The sequence below is a fragment of the Mariniluteicoccus flavus genome (assembly GCF_054776655.1).
This window is the reverse complement of record NZ_BAAHBN010000001.1, coordinates 189,656-213,052: the sequence shown is the minus strand read 5'-3', so window position 1 is coordinate 213,052 and position 23,397 is coordinate 189,656. Positions and strand designations below refer to the sequence as shown.

At 71.7% G+C, this 23,397-nt stretch carries 23 protein-coding genes; 12 read left to right on the top strand and 11 right to left on the bottom strand.

The genetic code is table 11. The features are described from left to right. The first annotated feature begins 84 nt into the window (after positions 1-84). Positions 85-606 carry an ATP-binding cassette domain-containing protein gene (locus ACYVAG_RS01020; RefSeq protein WP_460765356.1) on the top strand — a complete coding sequence of 174 codons (522 nt, stop codon included), beginning with the start codon at positions 85-87 and terminating at the stop codon, positions 604-606. 174 nt (positions 607-780) lie between these two features. Here the strand turns inward: ACYVAG_RS01020 and ACYVAG_RS01015 are convergent, their stop codons facing one another. The 8 genes from ACYVAG_RS01015 to ACYVAG_RS00980 form a co-directional block, all read right to left on the bottom strand. Then, the gene (locus ACYVAG_RS01015; RefSeq protein ID WP_460765354.1) at positions 781-1,881 is read right to left on the bottom strand and encodes a polyprenyl synthetase family protein; all 1,101 of its coding nucleotides are present in this window, start codon (positions 1,879-1,881) and stop codon (positions 781-783) included. Then, positions 1,878-4,085, bottom strand: a complete 2,208-nt coding sequence (locus tag ACYVAG_RS01010; protein WP_460765352.1) for a HelD family protein — start codon at positions 4,083-4,085, stop codon at positions 1,878-1,880. Before ACYVAG_RS01010 ends, ACYVAG_RS01015 begins: the two co-directional genes overlap by 4 nt. Positions 4,086-4,187: 102 nt before the next feature. Beyond that, entirely contained in the window at positions 4,188-5,138 is a 951-nt protein-coding gene (locus ACYVAG_RS01005; protein WP_460765350.1) for a hypothetical protein, read from the bottom strand. A 100-nt stretch (positions 5,139-5,238) separates the two neighbouring features. Beyond that, a complete protein-coding gene (locus ACYVAG_RS01000) occupies positions 5,239-5,541 on the bottom strand; it encodes a hypothetical protein (protein WP_460765348.1) in 303 nt (100 codons plus the stop codon). A gap of 258 nt (positions 5,542-5,799) precedes the next feature. Further along, positions 5,800-5,979, bottom strand: coding sequence for a hypothetical protein (locus ACYVAG_RS00995; protein WP_460765346.1), 180 nt, complete (start codon positions 5,977-5,979; stop codon positions 5,800-5,802). 74 nt (positions 5,980-6,053) lie between these two features. Continuing rightward, positions 6,054-6,653, bottom strand: a complete 600-nt coding sequence (locus ACYVAG_RS00990; RefSeq protein WP_460765344.1) for a DUF4126 domain-containing protein — start codon at positions 6,651-6,653, stop codon at positions 6,054-6,056. A gap of 106 nt (positions 6,654-6,759) precedes the next feature. Beyond that, on the bottom strand, positions 6,760-7,338 hold the full coding sequence (locus tag ACYVAG_RS00985; protein WP_460765342.1) for a hypothetical protein: 579 nt from the start codon (positions 7,336-7,338) through the stop codon (positions 6,760-6,762). 168 nt (positions 7,339-7,506) lie between these two features. After that, positions 7,507-8,964, bottom strand: coding sequence for a helix-turn-helix domain-containing protein (locus ACYVAG_RS00980; protein WP_460765340.1), 1,458 nt, complete (start codon positions 8,962-8,964; stop codon positions 7,507-7,509). A 146-nt stretch (positions 8,965-9,110) separates the two neighbouring features. Between ACYVAG_RS00980 and aceA the strand changes: the two genes are divergently transcribed. From aceA to ACYVAG_RS00940, 8 genes are all read left to right on the top strand, one after another. After that, positions 9,111-10,394, top strand: a complete 1,284-nt coding sequence (gene aceA, locus ACYVAG_RS00975) for an isocitrate lyase (RefSeq protein ID WP_460765338.1) — start codon at positions 9,111-9,113, stop codon at positions 10,392-10,394. Between the two features lie 54 nt (positions 10,395-10,448). Then, entirely contained in the window at positions 10,449-12,179 is a 1,731-nt protein-coding gene (aceB, locus tag ACYVAG_RS00970; RefSeq protein ID WP_460765336.1) for a malate synthase A, read from the top strand. 358 nt (positions 12,180-12,537) lie between these two features. Continuing rightward, positions 12,538-12,720: a toxin-antitoxin system, toxin protein, HicA family gene (locus ACYVAG_RS00965; protein WP_460766785.1), complete on the top strand. Its 183-nt coding sequence runs from the start codon at positions 12,538-12,540 to the stop codon at positions 12,718-12,720. After that, entirely contained in the window at positions 12,717-13,055 is a 339-nt protein-coding gene (locus ACYVAG_RS00960; RefSeq protein ID WP_460765334.1) for a type II toxin-antitoxin system HicB family antitoxin, read from the top strand. The genes ACYVAG_RS00965 and ACYVAG_RS00960 overlap by 4 nt, the downstream gene beginning before the upstream one ends. Before the next feature lie 162 nt (positions 13,056-13,217). Next, a complete protein-coding gene (locus ACYVAG_RS00955; protein WP_460765332.1) occupies positions 13,218-13,454 on the top strand; it encodes a hypothetical protein in 237 nt (78 codons plus the stop codon). 188 nt (positions 13,455-13,642) lie between these two features. Continuing rightward, entirely contained in the window at positions 13,643-13,999 is a 357-nt protein-coding gene (locus ACYVAG_RS00950) for a DUF6504 family protein (protein ID WP_460765330.1), read from the top strand. Positions 14,000-14,011: 12 nt separating this feature from the next. After that, the gene (locus ACYVAG_RS00945) at positions 14,012-14,464 is read left to right on the top strand and encodes an SAV_6107 family HEPN domain-containing protein (protein WP_460765328.1); all 453 of its coding nucleotides are present in this window, start codon (positions 14,012-14,014) and stop codon (positions 14,462-14,464) included. Further along, positions 14,461-18,150 carry a DNA polymerase III subunit alpha gene (locus tag ACYVAG_RS00940; protein ID WP_460765326.1) on the top strand — a complete coding sequence of 1,230 codons (3,690 nt, stop codon included), beginning with the start codon at positions 14,461-14,463 and terminating at the stop codon, positions 18,148-18,150. The genes ACYVAG_RS00945 and ACYVAG_RS00940 overlap by 4 nt, the downstream gene beginning before the upstream one ends. A 35-nt stretch (positions 18,151-18,185) precedes the next feature. Here ACYVAG_RS00940 and ACYVAG_RS00935 read toward each other — a convergent pair whose 3' ends face one another. Beyond that, entirely contained in the window at positions 18,186-19,043 is an 858-nt protein-coding gene (locus ACYVAG_RS00935; protein WP_460765324.1) for a hypothetical protein, read from the bottom strand. A 168-nt stretch (positions 19,044-19,211) separates the two neighbouring features. On the opposite strand from ACYVAG_RS00935, the gene ACYVAG_RS00930 reads away from it, so the two are divergent. The 3 genes from ACYVAG_RS00930 (at position 19,212) to ACYVAG_RS00920 (ending at position 21,680) form a co-directional block, all read left to right on the top strand. Next, entirely contained in the window at positions 19,212-19,958 is a 747-nt protein-coding gene (locus ACYVAG_RS00930; RefSeq protein ID WP_460765322.1) for a methyltransferase domain-containing protein, read from the top strand. A 49-nt stretch (positions 19,959-20,007) separates the two neighbouring features. After that, positions 20,008-21,201 carry a DNA polymerase IV gene (dinB, locus tag ACYVAG_RS00925; protein WP_460765320.1) on the top strand — a complete coding sequence of 398 codons (1,194 nt, stop codon included), beginning with the start codon at positions 20,008-20,010 and terminating at the stop codon, positions 21,199-21,201. Between the two features lie 89 nt (positions 21,202-21,290). Further along, positions 21,291-21,680, top strand: coding sequence for a DUF3040 domain-containing protein (locus ACYVAG_RS00920; protein ID WP_460765318.1), 390 nt, complete (start codon positions 21,291-21,293; stop codon positions 21,678-21,680). Between the two features lie 19 nt (positions 21,681-21,699). Here the strand turns inward: ACYVAG_RS00920 and ACYVAG_RS00915 are convergent, their stop codons facing one another. After that, the gene (locus ACYVAG_RS00915; RefSeq protein ID WP_460765316.1) at positions 21,700-22,686 is read right to left on the bottom strand and encodes an aldo/keto reductase; all 987 of its coding nucleotides are present in this window, start codon (positions 22,684-22,686) and stop codon (positions 21,700-21,702) included. Positions 22,687-22,703: 17 nt separating this feature from the next. Next, positions 22,704-23,393: a DUF3253 domain-containing protein gene (locus ACYVAG_RS00910; RefSeq protein WP_460765314.1), complete on the bottom strand. Its 690-nt coding sequence runs from the start codon at positions 23,391-23,393 to the stop codon at positions 22,704-22,706. Positions 23,394-23,397 lie beyond the last annotated feature (4 nt).

Here is a 23,397-nt window from a genome sequence, read left to right as displayed (position 1 = left end):
TAGTCCCGGGGTCGCTGACCCAGGGTCGAGTTCCGGCCCGTCGGACGATCCGATCGGACGCCTGCGCCGCCTAGCGTTGCCTGCATGACGATCACCTCCCACTCCCTGGCCCATGACACCGGTTCGGTCCCCGTCATCGCCTGCTCCGCCTTCAACGCCACGGTCGATTCCACGACCCAGTCCCGCGAGGGGCACGCCCACCCGTTGGTCGACGGCGTCAGCGTCAACCTCGAGCGCGGTTCGTTCACCGCGGTGACCGGCCGTCCGCGCTCGGGCGCCCGCGAACTCGTCCACGCGATCGCCGGCCAGCGCGCCCTCGACGCCGGCCGCATCTTCCGGACCGTCGACCGCGTCGCGTTCGTCCCGGCCCAGCTCGACGCGGCGCGCCTGTCCGACGCCGTCGCCCGCGCGCTGGCCACGGATCCCGAGATGGTCGTCGTCGACACGTTCGGCTGGGCCAACAGCCCCCACGTGCTGTCGAGCCTGCGCGCGGTCGCCCGCCAGCGCGGCATCACCGTCGTGCTCGCGACCGACGATCTCGGAACCGCGATCCAGGCCGAGCGCGTGCTCGTCATGCAGGAAGGCCGGCTGGTCGACGACCTGTGAGGCTCGAGACCGCGTACGCGCACGTGAACCAGCGAGGTCTGGACTCCGCGTACGGGGCCCGAGTCCGAGCCGGGCGTCCGCGTGGTGGTGATCCCAGCCGTCGCGTGTGCACGAGTTGGGAAACGGGCCCGGCGTGTCGACGCAACTTGTGCGGACGTGTGCACAAGTTGGGTCCTAGCGGTCTCGTCGCACCGCCGCGTACGCCAGGGCCGTCAGAGCCTCCCGGCCCTCCGGCCGCATCGGCGCCTCCAGGGCGGCCAGCGCCTCGGCCAGGCCTCGGTCGATCGTGGCCTCGACCCGCTCCAACGCACCTGACGCGCGGATGAGCCCCCGCGCCTGTTCGACCTCGTCGGGCGACAGGTCGCGACCGAGTAGCCCCTGCAGCCGCGTACGCCCGGCCTCGTCGGACCCCGCCATGGCCTCGGCCACCAGTACGGTCCGCTTGCCCTCGCGCAGGTCGTCGCCCGCGGGCTTGCCGGTGGTCGCCTCGTCGCCGAACACCCCGAGCACGTCGTCGCGGAACTGGAAGGCCCGGCCCAGCGGCGACCCGTACGCGGCCAGTGCCGCCAGCAGCTCGTCGGACGCGCCGCCGAGGGCCGCCCCGAACTGGCACGGCCGCTGCACGGTGTAGCGCGCGGTCTTGTGCTCCACCACCTGGTGGGCCCGCGCGACCAGGGCGGCCGGGTCGTCCCACGGCAGGTGCTGGGCCAGCACGTCGAGGTATTGCCCGCACGTGACCTCGGTACGCATCGCCTCGACGACCGCCCGGCCCCGCGCGAGCGCGTCGGCCGGGAGCCCCGAGCGCTCCAACATCTCGACCGACCACATCACCAGCAGGTCGCCCAGCAGGATCGCCCCGGCGTGGCCGAACTTCTCGCCCGACCCGAGCAGCGCGCGCTCGGCGTGCTGGGCCTCGAACTGGCGGTGTGCCGCGGGCACGCCGCGGCGGGTGTCGGACCCGTCCATCACGTCGTCGTGGACCAGCGCCGACACGTGCAGCACGTCGAGGCTGGCGCAGGCGCCGACCAGCGCGTCCAACTCAGAACCCTCCGGCAGGCCCGCCGCCGCCGCGTACCCCCACAGCCCGAACGCCGGCCGCAGCCTCTTGCCGCCGTCGGTGAACAGGGCCGCGAGGTCGGCCATCGTCGCCAGCTCGTCGCCCATGGCCGCGAGGACGGGCCGCTGGCCGTCGATGAACGCGGCGATGGATGCGGACACCGCCGAGCGGACCGATCCCGACAGGGGGTCGCGCGGGTCGAGCACGGGGGTGCTCACGGCCGCCACGCCTCGCCCACGACGTCGAGCGTCACGAGCCGCTGCGTGGGACGCGTCAGCGCGACATAGAGCACGCTCACCCCACCGGGCGATTCGCGCACGATCTCGTCGGGTGACACGACGAGCGCCGCGTCATATTCCAGGCCCTTGCACTCCAGCGGGTTGACCAGCGCGATGCGCTCGGCGAGCGGGCCGAGGTCGGCCGATTCCAGCGCCCGCGAGACCTGACCCATGCGGCTGGGTGGGCAGATGATGCCGACCGAGCCGGCCACCTCGGCGCCCAGACGCCGCGCCTCGGCGACGACATCGGCGTCCAGCGCCTCGACGGAGGAGCGCTCCAGCCGCGGCTCGACGCCGACCGAGCGTACGGCCTGGGGCAGGTCGGCCTCGGGGAAGGCCGCGACCACGACCTTGGCCGCGAGGTTGAACACTTCGGCGGGGGAGCGATAGTTCGTCGACATGCGGAACGTACGCCGCGGCGCCGACCCGATCAGGTCCTCGAGCGCGCGCTCGGTCTCCGAGCGGTCGGGCCACGACGACTGGGCCGGGTCGCCCACGATCGTCCACGAGGCCTGCGAGCCGCGCCGCCGCAGCATGCGCCACTGCATCGGCGTGATGTCCTGCGCCTCGTCGACCAGCACGTGGGTGTAGGTCTCGTGCTGGTCGGCGTCCGGGTCGACCTCGGGCCGCAGCCGGTCGCGGTCATAGGTCGTGACGACCTCCGACACGTTCGACCCCTCGGTGAGGAACAGCGTCGGGTCGGTGTCCTCCTCCTCGACCACGCGGCCGAGCAAGTGGGCGAGCTCGTCGAGCAGCGCGGTGTCGGCGACCGACCAGCCCTGGCTCTCCGCGTACGACGCCGACAGCGACGCGATCTCCGACTCGCTCAGCAGGTCACCGGCGATGCGGGCGGTGAGCCGGGGGTCGGCGAGGCGCCCCAGCACGTCGGTCGCCCGCAGCGACGGCCACCAGGCCGCCAGGAACACCTTGTACGCCGCCTGGTCGGTCACCCGCTCGTCGAACTCGTCGCGCTCGATCTCGACCTCGTCGGACAGTCGGTCCCACAGCGCGTCCAGCAGGGCGCGCGCGGCCGCGGGGCGGCCGGCGTTGACCTTCGTGTGGCGCAGCACGCCCTGGCGGATGCGCAGCAGCGTGGGTCCGTCGAGCGTCAGGACCTCGCCCTTGATCGACACGCGGAGGCGGGCGGCGTCCATTTCTTCCACGCTCTCCGAGCCAGCGTCAGCGAGTCGAGGAGGGAACGGTTCGTTCACCAGCCGCCGCAGCAGCGGCACCATGCGCGTCGACCCCTTGATCACGTGGGTGCGCGCGGAGTCGACCCGCTCGGCCCGGAACCCCAGCACGTCGGAGGCGATCGAGCCGACCGCGCGCAGCGTCACCGAGTCCTCACCCAGGCTCGGCAGCACCCGCTCGATGTAGTTCATGAACACCCGGCTCGGCCCGCAGACCAGCACACCGCCGGCCTCGAAGCGCTTGCGGTGGGAATAGAGGAGGTAGGCGGCCCGGTGCAGCGCCACGACGGTCTTGCCGGTGCCGGGGCCGCCGCTGATCATGGTCACGCCCTGGTAGGGCGCGCGGATCGCCTCGTCCTGTTCGGCCTGGATCGTTGCGACGATGTCGCGCATCTGCGGCCCGCGGGCGCGCGCGAGCGCTGCCATCAGCGCGCCCTCGCCGACCACGACGATGTCGTCGGGGGCCTGCTCGCCGTCGAGGAGGTCGTCCTCGATGCCGATCACGCGGTCACCGCGGCACCGGAGTACGCGGCGGCGTACGACCTCCATCGGGCTCGTCGGCGTCGCGCGATAGAACGGCTCGGCGGCGCGGGCGCGCCAGTCGATCACCAGCGGCTCGTAGTCGTCGTCGCGTACGCCGATGCGCCCGATGTAGCGGATCTCCCCGTCGGTGCGGTCGAGCCGTCCGAAGACCAGCCCCTCATGTTCGGAGTCGAGGACCGCGAGGCGCTTGGCGGCCTGGAACGCGAACACGTCGCGCTCGAACAGGCCGGTGCCGTCCTCCTCGCGCGCCCAGCTCATGCGGTCGCCCTGATAGAGGGAACGCCCCTCGGTGGCGACCTGCTGGGCCGACCGGGTGGCCTCGGCCAGCCGGTCATACACGGCGTCGACGTGGGCCTGCTCGATCGCGATCTCGCGCTCGACGGTCGAACCCGTGGAGTCCTGTGCGCTCAAACCATCAGTCCTAACCTGCGGAAACGGACCCTTGAGTGTACGCCGCCGCGCGGGCCACGGCTCGCCGGGCCGAATCCGCGGGCGGATCTGTTCGCCCGATGTTCACCGGCGGCGACGGTTGAGGTCCTTGTTGGTGGGGTGGATGTCCTCGCCGGTGAGGTCGGCGTGGACCGCGTACGCCGCCAGCGCGGCCGACAGCAGCTGCCCCTGCACCGAGGTTCCGGCCGCGGTGTGGGCGCCGCAGGTGAAACGGCGCTCGCCGGTGCGCGACCCGGTGCGGCGCCACCAGGGACGCGGACGCCCGAGCAGGGTCGTGGGGAGGGTCCCGGTGGCCTCGACGGTGGCGTCGGCCCGGTCGGGCGGGCTGTCGGCGAGGGTGACCCCCCGCGTACGCAGGCGCTCGCGGAGGACGTCGACGAGGGCTCCGGTGCCGGCGGGCTCCTCGGATGTGTCGACCACGCGCCACAGCCCGAACGTGCGCTCGACCGACAGCCAGACGCAGTCGGTGGCGGGGGACCGGCGCGGGTCGCCCTCGGCGGCGGCGCGGATCACCGCCGACAGCACCGGGTGGTCGAACCGCCGCGCGACCTGCTCGACGGTGCGGTCGGCCCAGAGGTCGCGGCGGTGGGACCTCGCGTACGCGGGGTCGTGCTCGAACTCGAGGCCGAGGCGGCGGCGGTGCTGCCAGACGTCGTCGAGCCTGTCGAGGAGGTCGCGCCAGCGGGCGGCGACGTCGGCGCCGAAGGCCGACTCGAGGACGGTCCACTGGGCGCCGCGCTCGCTGGGGAGGTCGAGGGGGCCGTCGGAGGTGGCGATGGGACGCGTGACGACGGGTGCGAGGGCGAGGCCGGCGCGGGTCAGCTCGGCGTCGAACGCGCGGCCGGACTTCTTGAGGAGGTCGCGCCACGGGGCGGGGAAGGTGAAGACCTCGGGGAGGTTGGCGGGGGCGGCGCCGGGCACGGTGACCAGCGCGACGTCGTGGCCGGCCTTGGCGAGCCGGGCGGCGACGGCCATGCCGGCGAGGGAGTCGCCGAGGACCGTCACGAGGGGCATGGGAGCAATCTAGTGCGACACATCGCACGCGATCGGCGACCTCGAGGCCGTGAGCCCCGAGACCGCCGATCGGGTGAGATTCGTCGCGGTCAGCGGCAGGTCAGAAATCGCCGCCGAGATCTCCGCCGAAGTCGCCACAGCCGAAGTCGCCGCCGCCGAAGTCGCCCCCGCCGAAGTCGCCGCCACCGAAGTCGCCGCCACCGAAGTCGCCGCCCTGGTCGGCGAAGCCCTGCTCGCCGCCCTGGTCCATGCCGCCCTGGTCCATGGCCTGGTCGCCGCCGAAGTCGTTGTTGTCGCCGAACCCGTTGCCGTCACCGTCGAACATGTCGCCCATCGAGTGGGCGATGGAGGTGCCGATGAACGCGCCCGCGACGCCGGCGAGCAGTCCGCCGCCGATGCCCATGCCATGCCGCCCATGCCGCCTCCGCCGAACGCGCGGTTCAGCGAGCCGGGCTGCTGGACCTCCATGCGCGTGGCGCTGCGGGCCAGCGTCTGGGGCGAGTCGTCGGGGATCTGCTCGCCCGACTGCGCGCTCAGCTTCTGCAGCACCTGCGAGCGCTGCTCCGGGGTGAGCTTGGCGAACGCCTCGGCGTGGGCCTGCTCGATCTTGTCCGGCGGGGCGGTTTTGAGGAGGTACTGGTAGCGCTCGATGGCCTGCTGGTCACCGGCGGCCGGCTGCCCTGCGGCCGGCTGTCCGCCCGGTGCCGGCTGCCCGGCGGCCAGCTGGGCCTGCGGGGGGCTGGGCGTACTGCTGTTGGGGGGCCGGCTGCTGCGCGTACTGCTGCTGCCCCGCGTCGGGCTGGGGGGTGGTGCGTCCCAGGAGTCGATCGAGGAATCCCATGGTCCATCCTTCGGTTCGCTGGCAGGTGGTCACCTCCATGGTGGCAGGCGCCCCCAACGCCGCGGTCAGCGCGGTCAGGCCGGAGCTGCGGATCGCCGGGCGTCCCACCAGGCGCGCACGCGCCGCAGGCCCCTGCGTACGCGGGCGGCGAGATAGATCGCGAGCACGATGCCGGCCAGCAGGATCACGCCGGTGAGGATCGCGATCGGGACGGGGTAGGCGGCCGCGAGGGTGAGCAGGCCGACGACCGCCACGTTCTCGGTCGACGACACCGCGATGTTGGTGAAGGGCTCCGGCGAGGTGTTCACCGCGAGCCGTGTGGACGCCTTGGTGAGGTGGGCGAGCAGGGCGGTCACGCCGCCGACGGCCGCGAGGGTGATGGTCGCCAGGTCGCCGTGGGCGCCGGCCATCAGGGCGCCGATCGTCGCCCCGGCGATGGGTCTCACGATGGTCGACGGCGTGTCCCACAGCGAGTCGACGTAGGGGATCTTGTCGGCCACGAGCTCGATGGCGGCGAGGATGGCGGCGATGACGAGCACGTCGGTGCGCTGGAGCCCCGCCGGGATCTGCTCGAGCCCGGCGAAGCGGCCGAGCAGGCCGAGGACCAGCACGGTGGCGTACGCGTTGAGGCCCGAGGCCCAGCCCGAGGTGAACGCCAGCGGCAGCATCTCCATGGGCGACAGCGTAGGGGCGTGACGGGGTAAGGGTGCGGGGCCGCGCCGGTGGCGCGGCCCCGCGGGGGGTGGGTGGGTCTGGGGCGGCCCGCTCAGGCCGGCTGGCTCACTTGCTGTCGTTCAGCGCCGACTGCGCCAGGTCCTTGAGCTGCTGAGGGGTGGAGCCGTGCTTCGACTCGACGAGGAGGTTGAACGAGTGGACGCCGTTGTGGCCGGTGATACGCGCGCCGGCGGGCGTGCCCTGACCGTCGGGGCGGACGCGGATCGTGGCCTCGCCGCCGTTGGTGCCGCGGACGACCCAGCCGTTCTGGTAGCCCGGCCACCCCTCGGCGCCCTGCTCTCCGCGCTCGAGCTCGGCGTCGATGCGCCGGTAGTCGGCGGTCGCCTGCTCAGCGGTGGCCGCCTTGGCCTGGTAGTAGGTCCCGGTGTCGCCGTCGCGACCGGGGAAGGCCTTGGCCGCCGACACGTTCGGCACCAGGTCGATCATCTTCGCGTTGCTGGCCTCGCTGACGGTGATCTCCGAAGAGATGGTGGAGCTGGAGTGTCCCTCCATGTGGAAGCCCGCCTGGCGGAAGGACTCCTGCTGGAGATAGTCGGTGGCGGCGTTGGCCTGCGTGGCCGCGGCGCCTCCGGCGAGGGCGGCGGCGGTGCCGATGGCGGCGATCGTGCGGGTGAAGTTCCTCATGTCGTTCCTCTCATCGGTTCGGTGCGTCAGTCGTCCTGACACCTACTCGATTCCGGCGGGCGGTCAGATGTTCCCGATGAGGCGAAGAGATGTCACGAAATGACCACTCGACCGCCCCGAACGGCCGAAATCGGCCTCACGGGCCGTCGAGTGGCCATTTCGTGACACTCACCCGTGGGCGGCGAGGAACGCGTAGACCTCGGTCTCGTCGACGCCCGGGAACGCGCCCGGCGGGAGGGCCGCGAGGAGGTGCGAATGGGCGCGGGCCGACGGCCAGGCCTTGCCGGACCACTCCCGAGCGAGCTCGACCGGCGGGCGGCGGCAGCACGTCGGGTCGGGGCACTGCGACTTCGAGCGCTCCTTGGTGCCGCGCCCGCGGAACCACTTGGCCTGCACGTAGGGGACGCCGATGCAGGTCGAGAAGTCCTTCTCGACGCGCGCGGTGCACCAGAACGTGCCGGCGGGGGTGTCGGTGTATTGGTCGAAGGCGTTGAACTTGTCCTCGGCGTCGAACACCTGGCGGCTGGTCCAGTAGCGGCACACCGGCTGGCCCTCGATCGCGCCGGTGTGGTCGGCGGGGAAGCTCACGCCGTCGTTCTCGTAGGCCTTGTAGATGATCCCCGACTCGTGGACCTTCTGGAAGTGCACGGGGATGTCGAGGTGGTGGGTGATCAGGTTGGTGATGCGGTGGCTGGCAGCCTCGTAGGACACCGCGTAGGCGTCGCGCAGGTCCTCGACGGCGAGCTGTTTCTCCTTCTTGGCCAGCGAAAGGAACTCCACGGTCGTCGACTCCGGCATCAGCAGGGCGGCCGCGAAATAGTTCGTCTCGATGCGCTGGCGCAGGAACTCGCCATAGCTGTCGGGGGTCTTGTGGCCGAGCACGTGATGGCCCAACGCCTGCAGCAGAACCGATCGCGGGTCGTGGTCGCCGCCCGAGGAGCGTGGAAGGTAGATGCGCATCTGCTTGAGGTCGGTCACCGAGCGCGTCGAGTGGGGGAGGTCGCCGACGTGGTGGAGGGTGAACCCGAGGTGTTCGGTGATCGCGCCGATCTCGTGCTGGGACAGGGGTCCGCGGCGATAGCCGGCCTTCGCGAGCAGGGCGGCGGCCTGCTGCTCGAGCTCGGGGAAGTAGTTGTTATGGGCCTTCATCTCCAGCCGCAGGGCGGTGTTCGCGCGGCGGGCCTCTTCCGGCGTCGCGACCTGCTCCTCGGCCTGGCGCGCGAGCTCGCGGTGGAGGGCGACGAGACCTTCGAGGACGTCCATCGGCATGCGGGGGGAGATGCGTACGCGGGGCAGGCTGCGCTGTTGGGCCAGCGGTGAGCGCATCGCCTTCTCCAGCTCGATCTCGAGCATCGTGCGGCGGCTCGGCACCTCGTTGAGGAAGTCGTCGATCGTGACGTCGTAGGCCTTCGCCAGCTTCTGCAGCACCGAGACCTTGCCCTCGCGCTTGCCGTTCTCCAGCATGGACAGGTGGGACGTGGCGATGCCCGTGGCCTCGGTCACCTGGGCGAGGGTCAGTTCGCGCTCCTTGCGGAGCTCCCGCAGGCGTCGGCCCAGTGAAAACGGGTCGAAAACCGACTCGGCCTCGGGGGCCTTGCGGCGGCGCTGCCAATCGGATCCGGTCACTCTTCCAGTCTAGTGAAAATCTTCACTTCTTTCACCTAGAAACCTCTCCCAACCGCTCGAAACTTCCCGGACAGTTGTCTCAACGGCCGGCGGAGACCCCGCCGTGAGGTCGAGAAGAAGACTCAACGTAGAGAAGGAGCCGAACCATGACCGCGAACATCCCGATGAGCGCCGAGCAGCTGCAGCAGGACTGGAAGGACAGCCCCCGCTGGAAGGGCGTCCGCCGCGACTACTCCGCAGGCGACATCGTCCGGCTGCGCGGTCGTGTCCAGGAGGAGCACACGCTCGCCCGCCGCGGGTCCGAGCAGCTGTGGGACAAGCTCCACACCGAGGACTTCGTGAACTCGCTCGGCGCGCTGACCGGCAACCAGGCCGTCCAGCAGGTCAAGGCCGGCCTCAAGGCCATCTATCTCTCTGGCTGGCAGGTCGCCGCCGACGCGAACCTGTCGGGCCACACCTACCCCGACCAGTCGCTCTATCCGGCCAACTCGGTGCCGCAGGTCGTGCGCCGCATCAACAACGCGCTGCTGCGCGCCGACCAGATCGAGTGCGCCGAGGGCATCTCGACCGTCGACGAGTGGCTCGTGCCGATCGTCGCCGACGCCGAGGCCGGCTTCGGCGGCCCGCTGAACGCCTACGAGCTGATGAAGGCCATGATCGCCGCCGGCGCCTCGGGCGTGCACTGGGAGGACCAGCTGGCCAGCGAGAAGAAGTGCGGCCACCTCGGCGGCAAGGTGCTCATCCCCACCAAGCAGCACGAGCGCACGCTCAACGCCGCCCGCCTCGCGGCCGACGTCGCCGGCGTCCCGTCGCTGATCATCGCCCGCACCGACGCCGAGGCCGCCACGCTGATCACGTCCGACGTCGACGAGCGCGACCAGGAGTTCATCACCGGTGAGCGCACCGGCGAGGGCTTCTACAAGGTCCGCAACGGCATCGAGCCCTGCATCGCCCGCGGCCGTGCGTACGCCGACTATGCGGACCTGCTGTGGATGGAGACCGGTACGCCGGACCTCGAGCTCGCCAAGCAGTTCGCCGACGCCATCCACGAGACCCACCCCGACCAGATGCTCGCGTACAACTGCTCGCCGTCGTTCAACTGGAAGAAGCACCTCGACGACGCGACGATCGCGAAGTTCCAGCGCGAGCTGGGCGCGATGGGCTACAAGTTCCAGTTCATCACCCTGGCAGGGTTCCACGCCCTCAACCACTCGATGTTCGACCTGGCCCACGGCTATGCCCGCGAGCAGATGACGGCGTACGTCGAGCTGCAGGAGGCCGAGTTCGCGTCGGAGGCGCGCGGCTACACCGCGACCAAGCACCAGCGCGAGGTCGGCACGGGCTACTTCGACCAGATCGCCCAGGCCGTCAACCCGACCAGCTCGACGACCGCGCTCGCGGGGTCGACCGAGTCGGCGCAGTTCCACTGAGCCGGCACCGAACCCCGACACGAACGACAAGCCAATCCAGGAAGGGATTGCACGATGACTGACACCCTGCAGGCCGACAGCCCGCGCGCGGCCACGACGGATCGCATCAAGGTCCGTGCCGCCCACCCCCACCCGCAGCAGGACGAGATCCTCACCCCCGAGGCGCTCGACTTCCTCGTCACGCTGCACAACATCGCCCACGACCGTCGCCAGGAGCTTCTCCACGCGCGACGCGAACGCCGCAACGAGATCGCGTCGGGTCGTGACCCGCGGTTCCTCGAGGAGACGCGCCACATCCGCGAGGACGACTCGTGGCGCGTGGCGCCGATCGGACCGGGACTGGAGGACCGTCGCGTCGAGATCACGGGCCCGACCGACCGCAAGATGACCATCAACGCGATGAACTCGGGCGCTAAGGTCTGGCTCGCCGACCAGGAGGACGCGAACACGCCGTCGTGGCGCAACATGATCGGCGGGCAGGTCAACCTGCGCGACGCGATCCGCGGAGAGTGCGAGTTCACCTCGCCGGAAGGCAAGGAATACAAGGTTTCGGCGGAGCGTACGCCGACGATCGTGATGCGCCCGCGCGGCTGGCACCTGGCCGAGAAACACATCCTGGTCGACGGCCACGCGATGGCCGGCGGCGTGGTCGACTTCGGCCTGTATTTCTTCCACAACGCCCGCGAACTCATCGAGCGCGGCAGGGGGCCGTACTTCTATCTGCCGAAGACGGAGTCCCACCAGGAGGCGCGCCTGTGGAACGACCTGTTCGTTGCGGCGCAGGACGCGCTCGGCATCCCGCAGGGCACGATCCGTGCCACGGTGCTGATCGAGACGATCACGGCCGCGTTCGAGATGGAGGAGATCCTCTATGAGCTGCGCGACCACTCGGGCGGCCTGAACGCCGGTCGCTGGGACTACATCTTCTCGGTGATCAAGAACTTCCGGAAGCGCGGGCCGCGGTTCGTGCTGCCGGACCGGTCGCAGGTCACGATGACGACGCCGTTCATGCGGGCCTACACCGAGCAGCTCGTGCGGGCGTGCCACCGGCGCGGCGCGCACGCGATCGGCGGCATGAGCGCGTTCATCCCGAACCGCCGCGATCCCGAGGCCACGAAGGAAGCGCTCGAGGCGGTGCGCGCCGACAAGACGCGCGAGGCCGGCGACGGCTTCGACGGCTCGTGGGTGGCCCACCCCGACCTGGTGCCGGTGTGCCAGGAGGTCTTCGACGGCGTGCTCGGCGAGAAGCCGAACCAGATCGACCGCCTGCGCGAGGACGTCGTGCCGGACGATCGCGCGCTGATCGACCTGGAGATCCCCGGGTCGTCGATCACCGAGAAGGGCGTGCGGACGAACGTCGACGTCGGCATCCGCTACATCGAGTCGTGGTTGCGCGGCAACGGCGCGGCGGCGCTGAACAACCTGATGGAGGACGCCGCCACCGCCGAGATCTCGCGCTCGCAGATCTGGCAGTGGATCTATGCGGAGTCGAAGACCGACGACGGCCGCCTGATCACCGCCGAGTGGGTCAGCGACGTCATCGGCGAGGAGTTCGCCAAGCTCGAGCGCTTCGACGGTGACAAGTTCGACCTGGCGCGCCGCCTGTTCGAGGAGGTCGCGCTGGAGGAGGACTATCCGACGTTCCTGACGATCCCCGCGTACGTCCGCTATCTGTGCGAGACCCACGCGCCGGATCGCGACGAGACGAAGGACGAGGCGGAGTCGTCGGACGCGATGACGCCGAAGCGCATCCCGACGCCGACGAGCCCGCACAGCCCGATCTGATTCTCGGGCCCGGCCTGTGGAAAGTGCACACGTGTGCTCGACACGCGGGTGTGGGGGTCGTTCGGCCTGTGGAATGGGCACACGTGTGCTCGACACGCGGGTTTGGGGGGCGTTCGGCCTGCCAAAACTGCGCACCTGTGCACTTTTCACCCCTCTCAGGCCCCGAACAGGGTATGGCTCGCCCCGTTCGGTCGCAGGCACGGACCCCTGGTCGCTCACCCGCGACCAGGGGTCTTGTGCGTACGAAGGCGAAGGCCATTCCAAGGCGGTACTGTCAGTGGTACCATAAAGCGTGCCGTCCATCGCGAAGATCCTGGACTCGACGCGGACCAATCCTCGCAATGTGCGGTACGAGGACCTGGCCAAGGTCTGCGAGCACCACTTCGGTCCTGCGCGAACTCGCGGCGGGTCGCACGCGGTGTTCAAGACTCCTTGGCCCGGTGACCCCCGCGTGAACATCCAGAACGACCACGGCAAGGCCAAGACCTATCAGGTCCGTCAAGTCTTGGCGGCGATCGACAAGAAGGAGGCGCAGCGATGACCACCATTGACATCACCCACTACGGCTATCGCGTCACCTGGTCCGCCGAAGACCAAGAGTTTGTTGCCACCTGCTTGGAAATGCCGTCGCTCTCCTGGCTGGCCGACACCCAGGAGGGAGCGTTGTCGGGGCTCCGTGATCTGGTGGGTGAGGTCGTTGATGACCTGACCCGGGCGGGCGAGTCGGTCCCTGAGCCGTTTGCGACTCGCGCCTACTCGGGCAAGTTCAACGTCCGCGTCGGCGAGCACCTCCACCGCCAGTTGTCCATGAACGCTGCCCAGGAGCACCTCAGCCTCAACCAATACCTCGTACGCCGCCTCTCAGACGCTTCCTGAATCAGCTCGCGGCGAGGTCGACGGCGTACGCGATGCTCGACATGCTTGCCTGGTCCGCCAGATTCAGGTCCGGAAGCTCGACGGGCAGGAACCAACGCAGGTCGTCGTGCTCCTCGGCGCGGCGTTGACCGGCTCTCCCTCCCGCCGAGTGACGAGGAGTGCATGCATGGAGAGTGTTGGGTCGCTGAACGTCATCGGGATGGGCGTGGAGGTCGTTCGGCCTGCGGAAAGTGCACACGTGTGCCCAACACGCGGGCGTGGAGGTCGTTCGGCCTGCGGAAAGTGCACACGTGTGCCCAACACGCGGGCGTGGAGGTCGTTCGGCCTGCGGAAAGTGCACACGTGTGGGGTCTTGTGCGTCTCGACGCCTCCGCCGCGGGCGACACGCCCTTCCCTTGACTTCCTGTCGGAGGGCATGGCTATAGTTCTTCTTGTTCGAACACCTGTTCGATCGGCGCTTGGGGAAGAGCCGGTCCGCGACGGGGTCCGGACAGCAGGGCCAGTCCGGCGGGAGACCTCGACCCCTCCCGCCGGGCTTCCCGGGTCGAATCTGTGTCTGTGTCCGGCGGTGACCACGGGGAGTGTCCATGCGTGTCTATGAAGAACCCATCGCTGTCTCTCGGGGGCTGATCGGCGCCCTCGAGGGGCCGGCCGAGTTCCGCTGGCGGGGCCGGATCTGGCGGGTCACCGAGATCGAGTCACGCTGGGTGACCACGGGCGCCTGGTGGGACTCGCCAGCTGCTCGGGCCGTGCGTACCGGCGGCCTCGAGGCCGACCCGACCGCCGACATCCTCGACGAGGAAGAGGTCTGGCGCGTGATGGCCGGGCGTCGTGTCTCCGTCCCCGCGGGTGCCGACGCCGAACTCGGCGAGCGGTCGGGCGTCTTCGAGCTCACCCATCGGCTGGCGTCGGGCGACTGGCGCCTGACCCGCGTGCTGGACTGAGGGGAGCGGGCGATGCAGCGCACCGACCTGGTGTTCACCGATCTTGCGACGGCCGAGCTGGCCGACCATCCCGCCGACCGCTACCTCGCGGCCCACCGGGCCGCCCTACGCGCGACCAGCGTCGTGCTGGGCGTGCGGGCGCCGCGGCACACGGGCCGGCGCAACGCGTGGCAGCTCGTGGCCGAGGTCGCCCCCGAACTCGCCGAGTGGGCGGGGTTCTTCCTCGCCACCCAGACGAAACGCGAGGCCGTCGAGGCCGGCGTACGCATGGTCGTGACCGAGCGCGAGGCCGACGACATGCTGCGCGATGCGCAGCACTTCTGCGCGGTGGTGGAGGCGTGGTGTGTGCGGCAGGCTCCTCGACTCGCTGGCGCTCGCTCGGAGAACGTGGGGGAGCGGGCTCGCTCGGCTCCTCGACTCGCTGGCGCTCGCTCGGAGAACGTGGGGGAGGCGCGCAGCTCATGAGCGATCCCTTCGTCCATCTGAGGGTCGCCTCGGGCTATTCGCTGCGCTATGGCGCGTCCCAGCCCGCCGCCCTGGTCGCCGCCGCGGCCGATGCCGACATGGACACCCTCGCCCTCACCGACCGCGACGGTCTCTATGGCGCGGTGCGGTTCGCGAAGGCCTGCGCCAAGGCGGGCGTCGCGCCCGTCCTCGGCGTCGACCTCGCGGTGCTGCCCTCCCCGTCCCATCGCAGCGTCCATCGCTCCGAGAACGCCTCCGCCGACCGCGCACGCCGCGCGGCCCGCGGCGGCGAGGTGCGCGACCTGCGGCTGCCGCGGGTGGTGGTGTACGCGACCTCCCGCCCGGGCTGGGCCGCGCTGTGCCGGCTGACCTCGGAGGTCCACCTGACCGGCGAGCGGGGCGTACCCGTGGCGACCGAGCAACAGGTCGTCGCGGCCGCGGCGTCCGGAGAGCTCGTGGTGATGCTGGGCGCCGACTCCGAGCTCGGCGTCCACGCGGCGAGTGGTCGGCGCGACCTCGCCGAGGAGACCCTCCTGCGCTGGCGCTCGGCTGTCCCCGACCTGGTGGTGGGGGTGACCGACCACCAGGTGCCGGGGTCGGGCGCGGGCTCGCTCGACCAGGCGGGCCGCCTGCTGGCGCTGGCCGACGCCCACCGCGTGCCCGTCGTGCTGACCAACGCCGTACGCATGGCCGAGCCCGGCCTCGCCCCGACCGTCGACGTGCTCGACGCGTCGCGGCGGCTGGTGCCGCTCGACCATCGCAACGTCGACCGCCGCAACGCCGAGGCCTGGCTCAAGCCCGGCAAGCAGATGCTCGAGATCGCCGACCTCGTCGCGCGGCGCGGCGGACGCGGTCCCGGCGGCGCGGAGCGGCTGCTCGGCGAGACCCGCGCGCTGGCGATCCGCTGCCGGCTCGACCCGCGGGCCGACCTCGGGCTCGGCGAGATCCACCTGCCCGAGCTCGACGTGCTGTCGGGGGAGGGCGCGAGCGCCCAGGAGGTGCTCGAGAAGCGTTGTGAGGCAGGGATCGCGTGGCGCTACGGCGCGGGCGACGATCGCGTACGCCGGCGCCTGGCCGACGAGCTCGACGTCATCGCCCAGCTGGGTTTCGCGTCCTATTTCCTGACCGTCGCCGATGTGGTCGACACCGTGCGGGAGATGGGAATCCGTTGCGCCGCACGCGGTTCCGGGGCGGGGTCGCTGGTGAACTTCCTGCTCGGGGTGTCCGGGGTCGACCCGATCCGCTACGGCCTGATCATGGAGCGTTTCCTGTCCCCGTTGAGAAAGGCGCTGCCCGACATCGACCTCGACGTCGAGTCGGCACGTCGCACCGAGATCTATGAGCGCGTCCTCGCGGACTTCGGCGGCGAGCGCGTGGCGTGCGTGGCGATGCTCGAGACCTACCGTGTGCGCCACGCGGTGCGCGATGTCGGGGCCGCCCTGAGCCTGCCGCCCGCCGAGGTCGACGCCATCGCGAAGGCATTCCCCCACATCCGGGCGCGCGACGCCCGCGCCGCGCTGCGCGACCTGCCGGAGCTGCGTGCCGCCGGGCTCGCCGAACGCCGCCTCGACCTGCTGTTCGAGCTCGTCGAGTCGCTCGACGGGCTGCCGCGCCACGTCGCGCTCCACCCGTGCGGCGTGATCCTGTCCGACCGCACGCTGCTCGACCGCACCCCGGTGGAGGCGAGCTTCGGCGGCTTCCCGATGAGCCAGTTCGACAAGGACGACGTGGAAGACATCGGGCTGCTCAAGCTCGACGTGCTCGGCATCCGCATGCAGTCGTCCATGGCCCACGCGGTCGCCGAGATCCACCGCACCACAGGGGAATCCGTCGATCTTGACGCGCTCGCCGACGACCACTTCTCCGACGCCGACACCTACGACCTGATCGCCAGCGCCCACACGCTCGGCTGCTTCCAGATCGAGTCGCCGGGCCAGCGCGAGCTGATCGGCAAGTTCGGCCCGGCCGACTTCACCGACATCATCATCGACATCTCGCTGTTCCGCCCGGGTCCGGTGAAGTCCGACATGATCCGTCCGTTCCTCAACGCCCGCCAGGGATATGCCCCGCCGATCCGCATCCACCCCGACCTCGAGCCGTTCCTCGCCGAGACCGAGGGCGTCGTGGTCTTCCACGAGCAGATCATCCAGATCATCGCGACCATGACGGGCTGCTCGCTGGCGCAGGGCGACGAGGCCCGCCGCGCGCTCGGCGACCTCGACGGCCGGGCCGACGTGAAGGCGTGGTTCCACGCCCGCACGCGCGACCGCGGCTATGCCGAGCACGTCATCGCGAAGGCGTGGGACGTCCTGGAATCCTTTGCCTCGTTCGGTTTCTGCAAGGCCCACGCCGCCGCGTTCGCGTTGCCGACCTACCAGTCGGCGTGGCTGAAGACCCACTGGCCGGCCCACTTCCTGTCCGGCATCCTCACCCACGACCCCGGCATGTATCCGAAACGCCTCATCCTCGAAGAGGCCCGCCGCTGCGAGATCGCGGTGCTCGGGCTCGACGTGAACCGCTCGGGGAAGGCGTACGCGGTGGAGCGGCTCGACGACGCGCCGGCCTGGGGCATCCGCCTCTCGCTCGCCGACGTGAAAGGCATCAGCGAGGCCGAGGTCGACCGCCTGGTCGCCGGCCAGCCCTACCGCTCGCTGTCCGACCTGTGGTCGCGCGCGGGCGTCAGCGCCCCCGTCGTCGAGCGGCTCATCCTCGCGGGCGGGTTCGACGCGGTCCACGGCATCGGCCGCTCCGAACACATCCAGCGCCGCGGCCGGCTCACCCGCCGCGACCTGCTGCTCGCGCTGGCCGACCTGCAGCGCGACGAGCGCGCCGACCGACGTGCGGCCTCACGCGCCCGGGGGCTGCGGCGGCCGCGTACGCACACAGCGGCCGCGCAGGGCGACCCCCGCGACCGCGCCGCCGCCCAGGCCCGCACCGCGGCGCCGGTCGCGGCCCAGGAGGTGCAGCTGCCCCTCGACCTCGGCGACCGCGACGAGCTCGTCGCCTCGGGGCTGCCCGAGATGTCCGACGGCGAACGCGTCCGCGCCGAGCTCAGCGTGCTCGGGCTCGACGTGAGCCGCCACGTCGCCGACTTCTATCGGCCGCTGCTCGAGGCGCTGGGCGTCACGTGGTCGAAGGACCTGCTGGAGACCCGCACGCGCAGCGACCTGCTCGTCGCCGGTGTGAAGGTCGCCACCCAGACCCCGCCGATCCGCTCGGGCCGCCGCGTCGTCTTCCTCACCCTCGACGACACCACCGGCCCGGTCGACGCGACGTTCTTCGAGGACGTCCAGGGGCCCTACGCGAAGACGCTGTTCGACTCGTGGATGCTGCTCGTGCGCGGCGACCTGCGCCGCACCGGCCCGCGCGGCGTCTCCCTGCTGGCCAAGGGATGCTGGGACCTCGGCTCGCTGTTCCAGGTGTGGTCGCGCGAACTCGAGCTCACCGGTTCGGCCGACCGCGCGATCGCCGCGGTCCACGACGTCCTCGCCGTCGAACCCGAGGGGTACGCGTCCACCGAGCCCCAGCGCGTCCTCGTCCACCCGACGGGGTTCCGCCAGTCGCCGTACGCCGACATCAAGCCCGGCGGCGTGGGCGCGCTGGGCCAGGGGCCGCTGCCGAACGCGAGCGGGCAGGACGCGCCGCGCAAGCTGTGGCACTCCAGCCCGGGGAGCTCGGGCCGATGAGCGCGGCATTGAGGAGCAGGAGCCGTACGCAGCCCTCAGGCCACGGCGACCTTCGCGGTCGCCGGAGCCCGGTCGGCCGTGCCCGCGTACGCGATCTCGACCTCGCGTACGCCCGGGGGCAGCTCGAGGTCGAGGGCGAACCCGCCGTCGGCCGCGGTCTGGGCCTGGCCCGTGACCGTTCCGGCCCGCCAGGTGAGCGGGGCGCCCCGCACGGGGCGGCCGTCGCCGGCGGTGATCAGACGGCCCTCGACGTGGGCCTTCGTGCCGGTGAGGGTGGCGCGGGGCGTCCCGGTGCCGTCGGGGTCGGTGAGCGCGACGGGGCGCTGCGCGACGGCAGGAGTCGGCGTCGCCGACGGCGCGACGGTGGGCGTGGGCCTCGCCGTCGTGGGGGGAGCGGTCGTCGGCTTCGGGACCCCGCGACGCAGCGCGAACGTGCCGGGAGCGGTGGAGGTGTCGCCGCGATAGTGCATCATCAGCGTCGCCTCGGGCGGCAACTCGACGGTGGTGAAGGTCGAGGCGAACGTGCCGTCGACCCTGGTCGCATAGCTCTGCACCAGGTTCTGCGGCGAGCCCTCGATGAAGAAGTCGCCGACCGCGCCCACGATCGGGCGCTTCTCGGCGTCGAGCAGTTTGGCGCTGACCTGGATCTTGCCGCCGCTCTCGGTGATCCTGACGTCGGTGACCTCGGCCTGGGGGAGGGCCTGGGCCGACGACTCCGCAGTGGCCGTCGGCGCGGCCGTCGTGACGGCGTGGTTGGTGGCCACGGCCGTGGCCGGGCGGGAGGCGGCCACCAAGGTGGGCGCGGCGGTCGGGGCGGCGGCGCCCTTCGACCCGCAGCCCGCGGCGGCCAGCACGGCGAACGCCGCGGCGGTCAGGCGGAGGTGACGATTCATCGAGCGATCCCCAGTTGGTCGGTGGTCCGGGCCCAACCTAGGCCTGCGCTCCACGAGCGGCAACTCACCCAGGCCCGTCATCGACTCACCCGGTCCTGTCAGTCGCAGTCGCTAGGCTCCTCCACACGAGCAGGTGGCCCACCGCAGGGCCCAGACGGAAGGCGTGCCATGACCAGTTCCGAGAAGTCACCCGTGTCCCGGCGCCGCCGCTCGGTCTCCCAGCGGGCGCTCATCGACCTGCTCACCGAGGCGCTCGCGGGCGAGGCCCCGAGCGCCACCTCGGGAGGTCCTCGCGACCCCTCAGGCCTCCGCGTGGTCGACCTCGGCGGCGGCACCGGCGGGGTCGCCGCGACGCTCGCCGCTGCCGGCCACCACGTGCTCGTCGTCGATCCGAGCCCCGATGCCCTCGCCGCGACCGAGCGCCGCGCCGCCGAGCACGGTCTCGGTGACCGGCTGACCGCCCGCCAGGGCGACACCACCACCCTCGCGGAGGTCGTCGACGACGGCTCGGTCGACGTCGTGCTGTGCCACCTCGTGCTCGACCGCGCCACCGGCACCGCCGAGGCGCTCACGGCGATGGCCCGCGCGCTGAAGCCGGGCGGGGCGCTCAGCATCGTGATCGGCCAGCGCTACGCCAGGGTGCTCAAGCAGGCCATGGCCGGCTCGATCCCGGCCGCCTCCGCCCTCCTCGCCGACACCGACCTGCTCGACCGGCCCGCGCTGCTGCGCCTGTTGGGTGAGGCGGGCTGCGTCGTCGAGTCCGAGCAGGGCGTCGGTGTGATCGCCGACCACGTCGGCGAAGACGCGGCCGAGGGCCACGCCGACGCGCTGCTCGCGCTCGAGCGTGCCTGCGCCGAGAACCCCGCCTGGCTCGAGACCGCGACCCGCCTCCACGTCCTCGCCCGCCGGGAGTGACATGGCCCTACCTGTGACCGAGGGCGCGTCTGTGACCGAGGGCGCGTCCGTGACCGAGCCGGTCCCCGCGGGCGGCGTACGCCCCACCCCGGTGATCATGCACGTCGACATGGACGCGTTCTATGCGTCGGTCGAGCTGCGCCGGCGCCCCGAGCTGCGTGACCTTCCCGTCATGGTGGGCGGGGCGACGCGCGGCGTGGTGCTGTCGGCGACCTACGAGGCTCGCGCCCACGGGGTGTCGGGGGGAATGCCGATGACCCGCGCCCGGCGGCTGTGCCCCCAGGCGGTCGTCGTGCCGCCCGACTTCGAGGCCTACACCGAGGCGTCCCGCGGGGTCTTCGCGATCTTCGAGTCGGTCACCGCGACGGTCGAGCACGCCTCGATCGACGAGGCGTTCTGCGACATCACCGGGTCGCTGCGCCGCCTCGGCACCCCGCGCCAGATCGGCGAGCTCGTCCGCGCCCAGGTCGCCGACGAGCAGGGCATCACCTGCTCGGTCGGCCTCGGGCCCACCAAGTTCGTCGCGAAGCTCGCCTCGACCGCCGCGAAGCCCGACGGCCTGCGCGAGGTGCCGCCCGGCGACATCGTCGCGTTCCTCCACCCCCTGGCGGTCGAGAAGATGTGGGGCGTCGGCGAGGCGACCGCCGAGAAGCTCCACCGCCTCGGCCTCCACACCGTCGCCGACCTCGCCCACCTGCCTCCGGCGACCCTCCAGCGCGCGTTCGGGCCCCACCAGGGCCGCCTGCTCCACGACCTCGCCTGGGGCCGCGACCCCCGCCCCGTCATCGGCCACGTGGCCGAGCGCAGCGTCGGGTCCGAACAGACCTTCGGCCGCGACACCGACGACCCCGACGTCGTCTGCCGCGAGCTGCTCCGCATGGCCGACCGCACCGCGTCCCGCATGCGGGCGTCCGGCGTCATGGGGCGCACCGTCGTGATCACCCTCCGGTTCTCCGACTTCACCCAGATCACCCGGTCGGCGACGCTGCGTACGCCCACCGACGCCACCGGCGACATCCACGCCCAGGCGATCGCCCTGTGGGAGAAGCTGGGGCTCCAGCGGGCCCGCATTCGCAAGGTCGGCGTACGCGTCGAGGGGCTCGTCGACGCGGGCGACGCCCACTGGCAGCCCGAGCTCACCGAACCCGACCGCGGGTGGCGTGAGGCCGAGCAGGCGATGGACGCCGCGATCCGCCGATTCGGCCCTCGGGCGGTGAGTCGGGCGTCTCTCACCGAACGTTGATCTGGAACGGGTTTCGCTGGCCCCGGTTCCGACCTAGACTTGACATGTCCCCGACGGTGGGGGCGAACCAACACGCGGGAGGAGGGGCGATGTCGCTGTCAGATGAGGAGCGCAAGCTGCTCGAACAGATGGAGGCCGCCCTCGCGGCCGAAGACCCTCGTCTCGCGAACACGCTGCGGGGCAATGCCTCGAACCGTCGACTGCGTCGCCGCCGCGCGGCCCTCGCCGGGCTCGGCTTCGTCATCGGCGCGGGCCTGCTCGTGGCCGGCATGCAGACCCACTGGGTCGTCTCGATCCTCGGCTTCCTCGCCATGCTCGGCGCGACCGTCGTAGCGCTGACCTCGTTCGAGAAGATCGACGGCCCCACCCCGAAGCCCGACACGCCCCCCGCGACGCGGACGCCCGGCGGAGGCCAGGGCACGCCCTTCATGGACAAGATGGAAGAGCGCTGGAAGCGGCGTCAGGACGAGGGGCTCTGAGCCCGCCCTCCGGGTCTCCTCAGAGACCCACCATCGACATCCCCGCGGCGTCGTAGCGCTCGCCGGACACGCCGACGCGGTCGGCCAGCCCGTTGAGGTCGGCGACGTCGTCCGCCGACAGGGCGACCGCGGTGGAGCCCGCGTTCTCGACGATGCGCTCGCGGCGCCGCGTGCCCGGGATGGGCACGATGAAGGGCTGCTGGGCGAGCAGCCACGCCAGCGCGACCTGACCGGGCGTGGCCCCGCGCTCGTCCGCCAGCCCGCGCACGTGGTCGACGAGGGCTTGGTTCGCCGCGAGGTTTTCGGCCTCGAAGCGCGGCACCCGCCCCCGGATCTCGCCCTCCCCGAACGTCGTCCCCGGGGTGACGGTGCCCGTCAGGAAACCCTTGCCGAGGGGGCTGAACGGCACGAACCCGATGCCGAGCTCGGCGCACGTGGGCAACACCTCGGGCTCCGGGTCGCGGGTCCACAGGGAATATTCGCTCTGGACCGCCGTGACCGGATGGACCGCGTGGGCGCGACGGATCGTGGAGGCGCCCGCCTCCGACAGCCCGAAGTGCTTCACCTTGCCCTCGGCGACGAGTTCGCCGACGGCGCCGGCCACCTCCTCGATCGGCACGTTGGGGTCCACCCGGTGCTGATAGAACAGGTCGATCACGTCGACGCCCAGCCGCTGCAGCGAGCCCTCCGCCACGCGGCGGATCTGTTCGGGGCGGGAGTCGGTGCCGCGCATCTGCCCGTCCACGATGTTCCAGCCGAACTTCGTCGCGACCACGACCTGGTCGCGGATCGGCGCGACGGCCTCGCCCACGAGCTCCTCGTTCGCGTACGGCCCGTAGACCTCCGCGGTGTCGATGAACGTCACGCCGTGCTCCACTGCATACCGCAGCACGGCGACCATCTCGTCGCGGTCGCCCGGGTTCGGCCCGTAGCTCATCGACATGCCCATGGCGCCCAGCCCGACGGCGGACACCTCGAGTCCCTGTCCCAACGTCCTGGTGTGCATGGCAACCCCCTGGCTCGTCACTCCTCGATGAGGGCAGCGTACGCCGCGTCCAGCACCCGGGTCGCGGCCCCACCTGCGCGGCACACAGACATCGGCACCTGGCCGAAGGCGCTGCGGGGGAGCGGACGCCGTCCCAGCTCCTCGGTCCGCGGCGCGTCCCAGGCGACGAGGACGAACCAGGCGCCGGCCTCCTGCACGACCTCGCGGACCGCACCCACGGCGCACAGCTCCTGGCGCTGCGACAGGTAGGCCCAGATCGTGTCCCCCGGGCGCATCGTGCGGAAGCCGGTCCGCAGGCACCACCGGTCGACTGCCTGTGACTCCCCGACGGCCCGCCACACCGGACCGGCGTCGGGGCGTTCCCGCCAGTCGGCGGGCAGGTGCGCGGCGTGGGCCGCGGGATTGACGGGCAGCAGCCAGTGGGGACGGTCGCCGCCGGCCGCACCCTGCCGCTCGGCCCACCGTGGTCCGCGCCGCAGCCGCACCGGACCCCGGGCCGTGCGCACGTCGACCACCCCGCCGCGTTGGGTCACCTCGACGACGCCCGCGTCGGCCAGGCGCGCGGCGGCCTCGCGCACCGGCGACATCAGATCGCGCCACGCCTCGCCCCCGACGCCGCGGGCGACCTCGGAGGGACAGATCGTCGCGCCGGCGTCCCGCTCGCCGATGAGGCCGAGGATCGCTCGGTCAAGGTCGAGCGCGGACATGGCG